Raw genomic sequence first — 13734 nt, 5'->3', positions numbered from 1 at the left:
AATCCGTCCGTTGACTGGGCACTGTGAGCTGCCTAACATGGGATGAATGTAAGCGCGTGCTTACATTGCCCAGTGCCGGCGTCGGGAAAGGGAGAGCTCATGACCGCGAGTGCCGAGGTTCGCCGATACCCCTTCGGTGAGCCGTTCCGTCTCGATATCGACCCGCTCTACGCGAAGCTGCGCCGCGAGGAGCCGATCACGCGCGTCCAGCTGCCCTACGGCGGTACGGGCTGGCTGGTCACCCGTTACGAGGACGTCAAACTCGTGCTCGCCGACCAGCGCTTCAGCCGCAGCGCGGCGGTGGAGCGCGAGGACATCCCGCGGGCCACACCCGAACCCGCGCGCCGCAATTCGCTGCTCAGCATGGACCCGCCCGAGCACAGCAGGCTGCGCAAACTGGTGGCCAAGGCGTTCACCGGCCGCCGCGTCGAGCTGCTGCGCCCGCGCGCGCAGGAGATCGTGGACGAGCGCCTGGCCGCGATCGAACGGCTCGGCCCGCCCGCCGATCTGGTCGAACAGCTCGCGCTGCCGCTGCCGGTCACGGTGATCTGCGAAATGCTCGGTGTCCCACCGCGCGACCAGCATCGGTTCCGCGACTTCTCCGACACCGTGCTGTCCACCACCGCGTACACGCGCGAGCAGATCGCCGCGGCGCGGGTGAATCTGGAGGCCTACCTCGCGGAGTTGGTCGCGCAACGCCGGGCGGCGCCGACCGACGACCTGCTCGGCGCGCTGGTCGCCGCCCGGGACGACGAGGACCGGCTGACCGAGGACGAATTGGTCAATCTCGGTATCGGGCTGTTGATCGCGGGGCACGAGACGACGGCCAACCAGCTGGCGAACTTCACCTATGTGCTGCTCACCAACCCCGGGCAGTGGGAAATGCTCTGCGCCCGACCGGATTCGGTTCCCGCGGCGATCGAGGAACTGCTGCGCTACGTCCAATTGGGTTCCGGCGGTTCGTCGCCCAGGATCGCCACCGAAGACCTCGAACTCTGCGGCGTCACCGTGCGGGCGGGGGAGGCGGTTTTCGTGAACACCCAGGCCGCCAACCGCGACGAGGCCGTGTTCGCCGACCCGGCGACCCTCGATCTGGCCCGGCAGCACAACCCGCACTTGGCATTCGGGCACGGCGTGCACCACTGCCTCGGCGCGCAACTGGCCCGGGTCGAACTGCAGGTGGCGCTAGGCTCGTTGCTGCGGCGGTTCCCGACCCTGCGCCTCGCGGTGCCGGTCGAGGACGTGCCGTGGAAAACCGGCCTCCTGGTGCGGGGGCCGAAGGCGCTACCGGTGAGCTGGTGAGACTCATGACCGAGCAGAAATGGCAGATCACAGTCGACCGAGAGCAGTGCCTCGGTTCCGGGATGTGCGTCGGGATGGCACCCGAACACTTCACCCTGGTCGACGGACGCTCCCGCCCGATCGCCGACACCGTCGCTCCGGACGAATTCGTCGTCGACGCCGCCGAATCGTGCCCGATCGAGGCGATCCGGGTGCTGGCCGCCGACACCGGCGAGGTCATCGCGCCCGGTCCCTAGCGAATAAAGCCACCCGAACCGCGATTACCTGCGGCGATAGGGTGAAGCTCACGTTGCGCCAACGGTAGGTGCCGTCCTACTGTCGATCCGCGTGCCGAGTTGGATGACCAGGAGAAGTCCGACCTGAGGCGGTGACCCGATGGCCGACGGGCGATCGATGTTTCGAACGTGGTGGCAGGACCCGGTCGACTATCGCCGGCTGGTCGAGACCTTCGGGTCCCATGCGGCGCTGGGCCGCTTCAAGTTCATGCTCGGCGCCGGTGGGATCGTCATGCTGACCATCGCGGTGCTCGCCTCGATCGCGCAGGGGGACGTGGCCGGTCCGGTCGGCGAGGTGCAGGGCATCGTGGAAGCGCTCGTCGCGGGCGCCTGGACGGTGCGCTGGTGGTTCCTGCCGTGGCCGCGGGAAAAAGAGTCGCTGCTCTGGATCGTCTTCTTCGATCTCGATACCGCCGCCAACGACGTGCTGGTGCACGACCGGGTGGTCGGCGTGCTCGGGGTGGTGCTGCTGACGGCGATCGGCGCGTATGTGACCGTCTTCCACGGTCCGCGGGTGCTCGCGCTGCACATCGGCTGGACGCTGCTGACGAGCGTGGTGCTCGCGACGTTGATGGTGCAGGGCGCGCTGGCGGACAACGGGCCGACCACCCGCACGGCCGATCTCGCCCTCGGTCTCGCGGTGGTGCTGGTGATGATGGTCGTGGTCGGGGTGATGCTGCCGTTCATCCAGTTCAGTCACTGGCTGCTGCGCAAGGACGCGCTCTCCGATCCGCTGACCGGGCTGCTGAATCGGCGCGGGCTCGACAACCGGCTGCCGTCGTATCTCGGCCACGGCCGCCGCGGCGCCGCCTATGTCGCCACGCTGGACCTGGACCGCTTCAAGGTCGTCAACGACACCTTCGGGCATCCGTTCGGTGACGAGGTCCTGGCGCGCACGGGCGAGCGATTGCGCGCGGCCGCCGACGCCGACGCGCTGATCGCGCGCACCGGCGGCGAGGAGTTCGTGGTCGTCGGCTACCTCCGCGAGGACCCGGCGGCGGTCGGCGAGCGTTTGCGCGACGCGCTCGCGACCATGCCGGACCTGCCGGTGCGGATCACGGCCAGCGTCGGGGTCGCCGTGCTCGATCCCTGTCATCCCAAGGCCGTCTACACCCCGGCGCTCTATCGCGAACTGCTGCGCGGCTCCGACTCGGCGATGTACCGGGCCAAGTGGCTCGGCGGCAACGCCGTGGTGCTCGCCGAGCAGAACGAACCGAACTCGGCCCGGCCATGGCGCGTCCCGGACCGGCGCGCCATGGCGGACCTGCGGTGGCATCCGGAGATGCTGTACCGGGGTTGAGGCTCAGTTGCCTTGGGCGGCAGCCGAAACCGGCTGCCACTGCTGCCAGAGCGCGAGCCGGGACTCGTATTCCGCGGTCGCGATGGACAGCGGGACCGCGCCGAGGAACATGCGCAGCGGCGGCTGATCCGCGTCGACGACCGCCAGGATGGCGGCGCCGGTCGCTTCGGGATCACCCGAGCGCTGCAGGGCCCGCTGCGCCGCCCGGCGCTCCCGCGCCGCGTCGTAGGCCGGGTCGGGGGTAGCGTGCTTGGACGACGGACCGGCCCAGTCCGTGCCGAACCCGCCGGGTTCGATCAGCGTCACGTGGATGCCGAACTCCGCGACCTCCTGGGCCAGCGACTGCGAGAACGCCTCCAGGGCCCACTTGGACGCGTGGTACGCGCCGAGATTCATGAACGCCGCGATGCCGCCGATGCTGGAGACCTGCAGAATGTGGCCGCTGCCCTGGGCCCGCAGGATCGGCAGCGCCGCCTGGGTGACCCACAGCGCGCCGAACACGTTGGTCTCGAACTGGGCGCGGAACTCGTCCTCGGTCAGCTCCTCGATCATGCCGAACTGTCCGTAGCCCGCGTTGTTGACGACCACGTCGAGCCGGCCGAAGTGCTGTGCGGCCTGCTGTACCGCGGCGAAGTCGCCCGCCCGATCGGTGACGTCCAGCCGGATCGGCAGGAACGTCTCGGGATACCGGGCGGTGAGATCGTCGAGCGTGCTCAGGTCGCGGGCGGTGCCGGCGACGCGGTCACCGCGGCCCAGCGCGGCGAGCGCCCATTCTCGACCGAAACCACGGGAGACGCCGGTGATGAACCAAATTTTGCTCATGAATGCACGGTAGCCACCTGGAGTGCACTCCAAGCAAGGAGGGAATTCGTCACGCGGCAGCGGCCGGTCGGTCGCCGTCGGCAGGTGGTGCCCCGCCAAGGCGCGTTATGCTCGCCGTCGATCAGCATGCGTTCGACGGGAAGGATCGTAGTGTTAGGGGTGGGTGACACATTCGCCGACTACCTCGTCGACGGCGTGCTCGGACAGGGTGGGATGGGCACCGTCTACCGGGCCCGGCATCCGCGGCTGCCCCGGCTGGTCGCGCTCAAGCTGCTGCATCGGGCGATCTCGGAGGACCCGGAACTGCGCCGCCGGTTCGAGCAGGAAGCCAATGTCGTTGCCCGCCTGGAACATCCGGGCATCGTCGGCATCTACGATCGCGGCACCCAGGACGGGCACCTGTGGATCTCCATGCAGTACATCGCGGGTACCGATGCGGCGCGGATGAATCCGCGCGCCACGGCGCCCGCGCAGATCGTGCGGCTCGTCGCCGAGACCGCCGACGCGCTCGACTACGCGCACAGCCGCGGCGTACTGCACCGCGACATCAAACCGGCGAATATCCTGCTGGCCGAATCGGATTCCGGGCGCGGGCCACGGGCCATCCTCACCGATTTCGGCATCGCCCGCCAGCTCGACTCCGACACCAAGCTGACCGCCACCGGCACGTTCACCGCCACCCTCGCCTACGCCTCGCCCGAGCAGCTCTCCGGTGAGACCATCGATCATCGCGCCGACCAATATTCGCTCGCCTGCACGCTTTTCACGCTGCTGGCCGGGCAGACGCCGTTCCCGGCGACCAATCCGGGCCAGATCATCGCGGGCCACCTCGCCAAACCGGTGCCGCGGCTCAGCGACAGCCGCCGCGATCTTCCCGCGGGTCTGGACGAGGTGATCGGCCGCGCCATGGCCAAGCAGCGACACGAAAGATTCGCCACCTGTAGCGAATTCGCGCATGCTGCGGCAGCCGCGCTGCATCGGCCCGCGGTACCCGCCGCTCGGCTGTCGCCGACGATGCACAATGCGCGGTCCGAGTCCGCGCGATCCGAACCCGTGCGGGCAGAACCCCAGCGTCCGCACCCGCAACGTCCGGAACCGCAACGTCCGGAACCGCAACGTCCGGAACCGCAACGTCCGGAACTCCAGCGTTCGGAACCTCAGCGATCTGAATCTCAGCGCGCCGAGCCGCAGCGGCCCGAGACCCGCCGAGCGACCGTCGTGGACGGCGACCCGCAGCGCCGGGTCGTCCCGACCATGGTGGCCCAGTCGCCGAGTGCGGCCGGGCCCGGGGGCGCGTCGGTATATCCATGGAACATGTCGCCGGTGGGCGATCCGCCGCCGCCCTCCGGCGCGACCGCGCGGACCGCCGCCGTGCTCGCCGGAATTTACGGCTTGATCTCGCTGCTCCCGACGGCCGCCGCGGCGGCCGAGCTGCGGGCGGGCACCCAGCGGGGGCCGGGCTTCGACTTCACCTTCGAATACCTCGCGCTCGGTTTCGTCGGCGCGTTGCTGTCGGTCGTGCTGGTGTTCGGTGCCGTGGCTTTGCTGGCGCGCAAGCGCATCGGCCGCACGGTGGTGGTCGGCGGGTGCGGCCTCGCCGTGCTGGCCGCGTTGCTCGGCTTGGCGGCCAGCGTGGCGAACCACTACCCGATCGGCCGGACGTTCTGCGGCGGCGGGCTGGTCCTGTTCCTGATTCCGCTGTGGTGCGCGCTCGCGCCCGCGACCGGTCGATGGCTCGCCCATCGACGCCCTGCTCGCCGCTGACAGCGGTCCGGCTCGCTAGGGTAGCGGTGTGTTTGCCTGGGAGACTTCACGTGGCGGCCGCCTGCCACTTGCCTGTCGGCCACCTTGCGCTCGCACGCTTCGATGATGTCGAGAATGAAGATCAGCCGCGGTCTCCTCATCGCTGTCGCGGCACTGGCCGTGACCATCGGCAGCACCGCGACGGGAACGGTCCCGGTAGCGGCGGCGGCCTCGAACGCGGAGCCGAGTTTCGAGGTGAAACTCAATCTGGTGGCCGGGGCGCTGGACGCCTCCGGCGCGCCGAACGCGGACGTGCGCACCACCTTCGGGCTCGGCGGCAGCGCCAAGGCGCTCGCCTACGAATACTTCGACACCGCCCCGCTGGACTTGAACGGCGCGGGCTGGAGCGTGCGGTTGCGGCACAAGGACGGCAGCTCGTTCGATCTCAACTACAAGAAGCGCTTCCCGGTCGCCGACGGCGATCTCGACGCCGCGCTGACCAAGGCCAACCAGCAGGGTTTCGACTCCTCCGACACCAACTACGACGCGCAGGTCGACTGGACCTACGACAAGATGACGTTGAGTTTCGCGAACAAGAAGTCCGCGTCGGCGAAGGGCTACCAGGGCACCGCGTTGCCCGCCGCGGCCGAGGCGCGCAAGATCCTGGTCGATCAGATTCCCGGGAAGTTGCAGAACTGGTCCGGCTCGAACTGGGGTAAGACCAAGCTCGCGGACTCCCGGCCGCACGGTCCGGTCCAGGCGAAGAGCTGGTCCGGCAGCTGGCAGGGCGCCGACCTCGACGTCGAGGTGGTGCCGGTGCGCAACGCCGCGGGCGACGGCACCGAGACGATCATCGAATTGTCCTTCAAGACAGACACTTCGGCGCGGGCGAGCACGTTGCGCGACCAGGCGATCAGTACGTTGCGGTCCAAAGGCTGGCTGGCCCCGACCGACGTGCTGAAGACCGACCTGATCCTGCACCGGTACTGAGCCTGCGCTCCGGCATGCCATGCTGGCGGCATGGAGTCGCCCGAGGCCGAGATACTGCGCATCCTCGACCGCGTGCTCGCCGTCGTGCGCGCGGCGCCGCAGGACCTGAGCTGGCAGCGGCGCTACTCGGACGAGCAAGAACTCATCGATGACCTGAGCGACTACGCCGGGCGGCTCCGGCTGCACGACCTGAGCCGCCTGGACGAGCTCCGATTCGTGTTCGCGCCCACCGGTTCGCTCTGCGAGATCGCCGCGAGCAGCGGCTGGCTCGACCTCTACACGGTGCTCGGCAATCGCTTCGACGAGCTCTACGCGCAGCTGCGCAAGCCCGCCGGCGGTGCGTGAGTTCTTACCTGATTTTGCCGTCGCCCTGCCGGAGGTTTGCGCGGCGGCGGTGAATATCGAAGGCAGCACCGGCGATTCGCGCCGGGCCGATCGATGCGGAGTTCACCATGCGCAGTGCCGTCGCCCTCGTGCTCGCCTTGACCGCGACCCTCGCGGTGGCGGCCTGTTCGTCCGGTGCTCCGGACCGACCGGCCGCCGCGCCCGCCACCGTGTCGGCGACAGCCGCGCAGCCCGGTCGGTTGCCCACGCCCACCGGGCAATTCGCGATCGGGCGGGACGTGCTGCATCTGGTCGATCCCGCGCGGGACGATCCGTGGACACCCGGCACGCCGCGCGAACTCATGGTCAGCATGTACTACCCGGCGCATGCGGGCGCCGGGGCGTTCGAGTCGTACGCGAGTGCCGCCGAAATCTCGGCGCTGCTCGCGGGTTCGGCGCTCGACCAAGAGATCCCTGCCGAAACCCTGTCCGCGATACGTATGCACAGCGTCGCGGGCGCGCCGCCCGTGGACGGCACGTACCCGCTCGTCGTGCTGTCGCCGGGCCTCACCGCACCGCGCTACACGCTCACCGCGTTGTCCGAGGAACTGACCAGTCGTGGCTATATCGTCGCGGCGGTCGACCACGCCGGCGAATCGTTCGGCACCGAGTTCCCGGACGGACGCTTGTCGACTTGCGTTGTGTGCCAACGCATCGAGGCAGGTCTACCGCTGTCGGCCGTGGTCGAGACCAGGGCCCGCGACGTGACGTTTCTCCTGGATCGGCTCACCGGCGCGCAGCCGAGCTGGGCGCATACCCAGATGATCGACACCGCCCGGATCGGGATGGCCGGACACTCCCTCGGCGGTGCCGCCGCGGCCGCCACCATGGCCGCCGATTCGCGGGTGCGAGCCGGGGTGAACATGGATGGGAGCTTCTTCGACGACACCTCCGCAACAGGATTGGGCGATCGGCCGTTCCTGCTGTTCGGCACCGACGCCGAAACCCGCCCCGGCGGCCATGATTCGAGCTGGGACCACGCCTGGACCGCGCTGCACGGTTGGAAGCGCTGGCTGACCGTCGTCGGCGCCGATCACAATTCCTTCCTCGACACCCCGGCACTGCTCGGCGCGGACGCCGCGGCCACGCCCGCGCTGCCGGGCCACCGTGCCGTCGAGCTCACCCGCGCCTACGTCGCCGCGTTCTTCGATCAGCACCTGCGCGCGCTGCCGCAGCCGCTGCTCGACGGGGCCGACCCGGCGTTCCCGGAGATCCGCTCGTACACCCCGTGACGGACTACAGCGCCTCGGCGGCCGCGATCAGCAGTTCGCGGGACCGATCCGGCTGCTCGGCCTGCACCGCGAGGCGGTCCATCACCTCGCGGTAGAGCTGGAGATCTTCCCGGCGGTCCAGGTAGAGCGCGCTGGTCAGCTGTTCCAGGTAGACGATGTCGGGCAGTTCGCGCTCGGTGAAGCGGAGCATGGTGAACGAGCTGCCCGCGGCCGGGTGACCGCCCGCCCGGTAGGGCAGCACCTGGATGGTCACGTTGCGCTTGTCCGACATCGTCACCAGATGACGGATCTGGTTGCGCAGCACGTCGCGGCCGCCGATCGGGCGATGCAGGACGGCTTCGTCGAGCACCGCCCAGAGCGCCGGTCCGTTCTCGATGTCCAGGATCTCGCGGCGCCTGCGGCGTAGCTCCACCCGCCGGGTCGCCTCGGCGTTGTGGTGGCTGACCGCGATCACCGCATGCGTGTACTCGTCGGTTTGCAGCAGACCGGGCACGAGCTGGCCTTCGAAGGTTCTGATCGTCTGCGCGGCGCCTTCGAGGCCGAGATACGTCTCGAACCAGGACGGGAGCAGATCGTTGTAGCTGTGCCACCAGCCGGGCTGATTCGCCCCGCGGGCCAACTCGACCAGCACCGTGCGCTGGTCCGGATCCGTGACGCCGTACAGGGTCAGCAGATCGAGGATGTCGCGTTCCTTGAAACCGGTGCGGCCGAGTTCGAGGCGGCTGATCTTGGCGTGTGATCCGCGAATGTAGTCGCCCGCGGCTTCACGCGTGATGCCGCACTCCTCGCGCAGTGCGCGCAACTGACCGCCGACCGCGATCCGCAGCGCCGTCGGTCCGCGGTCCGCGACCCGTGGGTCGACACCGCCGAACCGTCCCGGTTCCGTGATCATGAGCTCCTACTCCGCTGCTCGAAAAAGCCGACAGTATGATGCACGCGCCTGAACACCGCTACGCAAACCGTGGCTATTTTCGATCGTAGACCCCTAGGTTCCAGTTTTACCGTAACTTTCGCTGGACTTCCCCGGCGAATTCGGTTGTCCGGTGCGTCGCCCCGCGTGGCGCGCGATCGATCGGCTACCGGCGTGCACCGTATCGACGGGGTGCGGATATGCCCTGCGGCGTACGGACTGTGGCGGCGGGGTCATCCTGCGGGCAGAGGTGGCGCGACACCGCGAGATCTAGGGTGGTCGGGTGGTCGACGAGCGGGTGGTGGGATGGTTGCGCCGGCGCACGGCGCTGGTGGACGCCGCGACGGCCGGGCTCCTCGTCCTCGTCTGTGTGCTGTTCGGATTGTTGATCGGGGCCGATGCCGCCTACTTCACTTTGTCGGTGCTGGTGCTCGCCCCGGTGACGGTGCGGCGACGATGGCCGGAGGCGGCGGCGCTCGCCGTGGCCGCCGTGGCCTTCGCGCAGTGGTGCGCGGTGCGCGACACCACGGGCGCGCTGCCCGCCGATATCGCCGTGCCGATCGCGGTGTACACCCTCGCCGCGCACAGCCGGCGACTGTGGAGCCGAACGGGTTTGGTCGTGGGGCTGGCCGGGGCGGTGCTCGGCGGCTGGAGCTGGCCGCAGCTGCCGATGTCGGCCCTGGCGCACGTGCTCGTCGGCGGCTTCCTGGCCAGCACGGTGCTCGCGGCCTGGCTGGGCGGTGCGTGGCAGCGCGCCCGGCGCGGCGAATTCCGCGCGCTGGCCGAACACGCCGCCCTGCTCGAGCGCACCCGGGACGAGCGGGCCCGGCTCGCGGTGCTGTCCGAGCGCACCAGGATCGCGCGCGATATGCACGACATCCTCGCGCACTCGCTGGCGGTGATCGTCGCGCAAGCCGACGGCGGCCGCTATGCCGCGCGGGCGACCCCGCAGTCCGCGATCGACGCCTTGCAGGCCATCGGCGATCAGGGCAGGCGGGCGCTGGCCGAGACCCGCCGTGCCATCGGCGTGCTGCGCGAGGACACCGACGCCGAACCGGATCCGGCTCCGCGCGTGGGTGTTTCGGATATCAGCAGACTGGTCGAGGAGGTCCGCGGCGCGGGTGTGCCGGTGGCCCTGGAACTCGAACTGCCGTGCGGGCTGACCGATTCGGGGGTGGGGCTGGTGGTGTATCGGATCGTCCAGGAGGGATTGACGAATGTCGTCAAGCACGCCGGACCCGGTGCGCGCGCCGAGGTTTCGGTGCGACAGGAACGGGATTGGTTGCGGGTCAGCGTCGGGGACGACGGTTCGGCCGGGCAGCGTTCGGGCAGCGCGGGTTACGGCCTGGTCGGCATGCGCGAGCGGGTCGAAGCCTACGGCGGCGAGCTCGAACTCCGGCCGCGCGCGGGGACGGCCGGGCATGTGCTGACGGCGCGAATCCCGGTGCGGGCCGGGCGCACCGGATGATCACGGTATTACTGGTCGAGGACCAGGCGCTGGTGCGGGCCGGGTTCCGGATGGTGGTGGACTCCCAGCCGGATCTGCGGGTGATCGGCGAGGCGGGCGACGGGGAGAGCGGTATCGCCGAGGCCGCGCGGCTCGGCCCCGACGTCGTGGTGATGGATGTGCGCATGCCGCGGCTGGACGGCATCGCGGCCACCCGCCGACTGCTGGCGAGCGCGCAGCCGCCGAAAGTGCTGGTGCTGACCACCTACGACCTCGACGACTACGCGATGGCCGCGGTGCGCGCGGGCGCCAGCGGGTTCCTGCTCAAAGACGCGCCGCCGGAACAGTTCCTGTCCGCCGTGCGATCGGTGCACGCCGGCGACGCGGTACTGGCCGCCTCGACGACCAGGCGCCTGCTCGACCGGCTCGCACCGCCGATCGATCCCGCCGCCCGCCGGCTGGTGGCGACGCTGACCGAGCGGGAAACCGCGGTGTTGCGAGTGCTGGCGCGGGGGTTGTCCAACGCCGAGATCGCGACCGTGCTCGCGGTCGGTGAGGGAACCGTGAAAACCCATGTGCGCCATATCCTTACCAAACTGGGAGTGCGCGACCGAGTGCAGGCGGTGATCGTCGCCCACGAAGCCGGGCTGCGGCAGCCCGGCTCGCGCTAGCTCAATCGCGTTCGCACACCGCGTCGGTCGCGGGGAGCGTGCCGTTCAGCAGATAGTCGTCGACCGCGGCGTCCAGGCACGGTGCCGGATCGAAGAGGTACACACCGTGGCGGAACGCGTCCGCCAGCGTGAGCGATCGGGCACCGGACAGGGCCTGGCGCATCGCCTGCTGTCCGGCCGCCGGTGCCACCGGATCGCCGGACGCGCCGATGAGCAACGCCGGATGCGGGCCAGCGATTTCGACGGCGGGTTCGGCAGGCTCCGTCGGCCACACCGCGCACGGCGTGAGGTGGCGGGCCAGCGCCCCGAAGATCGGTTCCGCGTCGCGATGCCGCTGGATATCGGTGAAGTAGGCCTCGGGGTCGCGGGCGGGGCGGTCGGCGCACTGGTTGGCCACCGTTGCGCTGAAACCGAATTCGGGTACCGCGGCGGTTTCCGCGTACAGCGCGAGCTTCTGCGCGAGGCCCGGCGCGAGGTCGGTGGCGCGACCGCGGGCGGCGTCGCGCAAGGTGCCCACCTGCCTGCTGAACTCGGCGTAGTACTCGTCGGAATCGTCGACGGTCAACAGTAGGCCCGGCACCATGTCGGCGGTGATCGTCAGCCCGCCGAGCGAGATCGGCTGCACGGCGATCGCGCCGACCAGCTCGTCGACCGACCGTAAAACGGCTTGTTCGGTGGTGCCCAAATCGAATTCGTCGTCGTGCGCGGACACCCAGCGCGCCCAGTCCGCGAGGGCGGCCGCGGTGGCGGGGGCCGTGGACCTGGTCAGGTCCGGGCCCGGTGCGGCCGGATCCAGCGCGCTGTCGAGCACCACCCGATCGACGCGCTCGCCGAACAGTTGCAGGTATACCGCGCCCAGGTACGTCCCCCAGGACCAGCCGAGATAGGAGATCTTCGGCTCACCCAGCAGCGTGCGCAGCAGGTCGGTGTCGCGGGCGACGGCCCGCGTCGACGCGTGGGGCAGCAGGGCCCGCTGCGGTGCGCAGCGGGCGGCCAGGTCGCGGGCCGTCTGCACGGTGCGGTCGAAATCTGCCCGGTCGCGCGGCGCGGCCTGGGCGAGCCCGAGGTAGGCGCCGGTGGGCCAACCGCAGTCCAGCGGTGCGCTGGCGCCGAAGAACCGGGGGTCCATGCCGACCAGGTCGTAGCGTTCGGCGAGTGCGGCCGTGGCCGGATGGCCGCCTTCGGGTCCGTCCACCAGGATCGCGACGCCGTCCCGGGACGGTCCGGGACCGCCGGTCTGCACCAGCAGGGTGCCCAGGCGGTGCGCGGTATCGGTGGCGGTGCGTCGCGCGACGGCGATGGACAGTGCGGGGCCGCTCGGATCGGCGTAGTCCAGCGGCGCCTGGAACTCTCCGCATGCCGCGCCCACGGCCGCCAAGCGCAGGCCCACCTCGTCATCCGGCCCGGTGCGGCAGTCGTGCCAGTGGATCACCTGTTCCCGCAACGTATTCGGCAATGCGTTCGCGGTCGGGCGGGGGTCGTCGGCCCCGCCGCAAGCCGTCAGCATGATCGAGGTGATCACTACCGAGAACGCCAGTGCCGCCGTGCCGGCACGGCCGTGTGCGCGCATCAAAACCTCACAGTCAGTAGAGCTTCCATCGCACCTCGGCGACGTGACCGCCGGCCGGAGTGGCGGGCGCTCTGCTGAACGCTAGATATTCGTGCCCGCGGTCGGCGTCTACCCGACGGCCGAATTCGGCCCGCCCGCTCTCACCCGTTCGGTATACATCGCGTGCTCATTCGGCGGGGCGCTCAATGCAAGCCGCAGGTCGCCGGTGCCGAATCGGGTGCCTGCTCGGCCACCGCGCGCAGCGCCGGGCCGAGGACCGGACGCAACCGCGACCAGGGCACCTGCACGCACGGGTAACCGTAGACGTAGACGCCGGTGGCGATATGGATCTGCACGCCCGTGGGGGTGGGCACCCAGTTCGCGTAGTTCCGTTCCGTCGGTTGCAGTGCGTCGGTGATGGTCTTGCTGTCGGCCAGCTCCGGATACACCGCGCGGGTCGCTTCTGTGGTGGCCCTGGCCAATTCGGCGAGGCCGGTGGCCGGGTCGGTGAACAGGTCGCCGATCAGGACCGGCCGGGCGGTGCGGCTGTCGGTGGTGATGGTGCCCAGGATCTTGGTGGGATGCGCCGCGTCCTTGAAAACGATGAGGCCCGAGACCACTTCGCTGACCGTGCTCTCGGTGCTGAAGATCTCGCCGGAGGTCGAGACGGCGCGTTGGCGTTGGTCATCACCGCCGTTCACCAGGTCGACCTGTTCCTTGACATAGGTACGCACCCCGCGGTTGAACACCTCGGTCACCCGCGCATCGCCGCCGGACAGTTCCAGCGAAGCCGCCTGATCGGTAGTTCCGACGCCGTTGGGCACCTCCACCCGCCGGACCGTGTACGTGGACCCGCCGGAGGTGACCTCGGCCGGATCGGCATCACGGGTCGGCGGTGCGGTACCGGTGGTCGGCGGCGCGGACGCGCTCGTCGCCTGTTGCGGGGTCTGCGGCGAACTGCTCGAAGCGCCGTCGCTCGCGCCCTCGGTCCCACACGCGCCGAGCGCCACGATCAGCGTCGCACCCAGCGCAACCCCGTACCTCGTCATCGACCGCACCACAGAACCTCCTCGCTGGGGCGTCGAGGCCCGACACCCGGCTGGCTCAGC

13 protein-coding genes are annotated in these 13734 nt (G+C 70.0%); 9 read left to right on the top strand and 4 right to left on the bottom strand.

Annotation, left to right across the window (positions count from 1 at the left end; translation table 11 throughout):
- The first annotated feature begins 99 nt into the window (after positions 1-99).
- From NVU01S_RS28310 to NVU01S_RS28300, 3 genes are all read left to right on the top strand, one after another.
- Positions 100-1302, top strand: coding sequence for a cytochrome P450 (locus NVU01S_RS28310; protein WP_043669259.1), 1203 nt, complete (start codon positions 100-102; stop codon positions 1300-1302).
- Between the two features lie 5 nt (positions 1303-1307).
- Positions 1308-1538 carry a ferredoxin gene (locus NVU01S_RS28305; protein ID WP_043669256.1) on the top strand — a complete coding sequence of 77 codons (231 nt, stop codon included), beginning with the start codon at positions 1308-1310 and terminating at the stop codon, positions 1536-1538.
- Between the two features lie 139 nt (positions 1539-1677).
- Entirely contained in the window at positions 1678-2877 is a 1200-nt protein-coding gene (locus NVU01S_RS28300) for a sensor domain-containing diguanylate cyclase (RefSeq protein ID WP_052280514.1), read from the top strand.
- 3 nt (positions 2878-2880) lie between these two features.
- Here NVU01S_RS28300 and NVU01S_RS28295 read toward each other — a convergent pair whose 3' ends face one another.
- Positions 2881-3699 carry an SDR family oxidoreductase gene (locus tag NVU01S_RS28295; protein ID WP_043669251.1) on the bottom strand — a complete coding sequence of 273 codons (819 nt, stop codon included), beginning with the start codon at positions 3697-3699 and terminating at the stop codon, positions 2881-2883.
- Positions 3700-3858: 159 nt separating this feature from the next.
- Here NVU01S_RS28295 and NVU01S_RS44640 point away from each other — a divergent pair, with 159 nt between their 5' ends.
- The 4 genes from NVU01S_RS44640 to NVU01S_RS28275 all read left to right on the top strand — a co-directional run bounded on the left by NVU01S_RS44640 (position 3859) and on the right by NVU01S_RS28275 (position 8048).
- Entirely contained in the window at positions 3859-5463 is a 1605-nt protein-coding gene (locus NVU01S_RS44640) for a protein kinase domain-containing protein (protein WP_052280513.1), read from the top strand.
- A gap of 114 nt (positions 5464-5577) precedes the next feature.
- Complete coding sequence (locus NVU01S_RS28285; RefSeq protein WP_082032000.1) at positions 5578-6432, top strand: hypothetical protein; 855 nt, start codon at positions 5578-5580, stop codon at positions 6430-6432.
- Positions 6433-6462: 30 nt separating this feature from the next.
- A complete protein-coding gene (locus NVU01S_RS28280; protein ID WP_043669245.1) occupies positions 6463-6777 on the top strand; it encodes a hypothetical protein in 315 nt (104 codons plus the stop codon).
- 107 nt (positions 6778-6884) lie between these two features.
- On the top strand, positions 6885-8048 hold the full coding sequence (locus tag NVU01S_RS28275; RefSeq protein ID WP_043669242.1) for an alpha/beta hydrolase family protein: 1164 nt from the start codon (positions 6885-6887) through the stop codon (positions 8046-8048).
- Between the two features lie 4 nt (positions 8049-8052).
- Here NVU01S_RS28275 and NVU01S_RS28270 read toward each other — a convergent pair whose 3' ends face one another.
- Positions 8053-8940 carry a Sco1979 family transcriptional regulator gene (locus NVU01S_RS28270; RefSeq protein WP_043669238.1) on the bottom strand — a complete coding sequence of 296 codons (888 nt, stop codon included), beginning with the start codon at positions 8938-8940 and terminating at the stop codon, positions 8053-8055.
- Between the two features lie 301 nt (positions 8941-9241).
- Between NVU01S_RS28270 and NVU01S_RS28265 the strand changes: the two genes are divergently transcribed.
- Positions 9242-10426 carry a sensor histidine kinase gene (locus NVU01S_RS28265; protein ID WP_043669236.1) on the top strand — a complete coding sequence of 395 codons (1185 nt, stop codon included), beginning with the start codon at positions 9242-9244 and terminating at the stop codon, positions 10424-10426.
- Positions 10423-11076 carry a response regulator gene (locus NVU01S_RS28260; RefSeq protein WP_043669233.1) on the top strand — a complete coding sequence of 218 codons (654 nt, stop codon included), beginning with the start codon at positions 10423-10425 and terminating at the stop codon, positions 11074-11076. Before NVU01S_RS28265 ends, NVU01S_RS28260 begins: the two co-directional genes overlap by 4 nt.
- A gap of 1 nt (position 11077) precedes the next feature.
- On the opposite strand, the gene NVU01S_RS28255 is transcribed toward NVU01S_RS28260, so the two are convergent.
- Both NVU01S_RS28255 and NVU01S_RS28250 read right to left on the bottom strand, forming a co-directional pair.
- Positions 11078-12646: an alpha/beta hydrolase gene (locus NVU01S_RS28255; protein ID WP_043669230.1), complete on the bottom strand. Its 1569-nt coding sequence runs from the start codon at positions 12644-12646 to the stop codon at positions 11078-11080.
- A 182-nt stretch (positions 12647-12828) separates the two neighbouring features.
- A complete protein-coding gene (locus NVU01S_RS28250) occupies positions 12829-13674 on the bottom strand; it encodes a hypothetical protein (RefSeq protein WP_156161544.1) in 846 nt (281 codons plus the stop codon).
- Between the last annotated feature and the right edge of the window lie 60 nt (positions 13675-13734).

Origin of the sequence: Nocardia vulneris (genome assembly GCF_001613425.1) — a bacterium.
In the GTDB taxonomy this organism is placed as follows: Bacteria; Actinomycetota; Actinomycetes; order Mycobacteriales; family Mycobacteriaceae; genus Nocardia; species Nocardia vulneris.
This window is presented reverse-complemented; position numbering and strand designations above follow the sequence as displayed.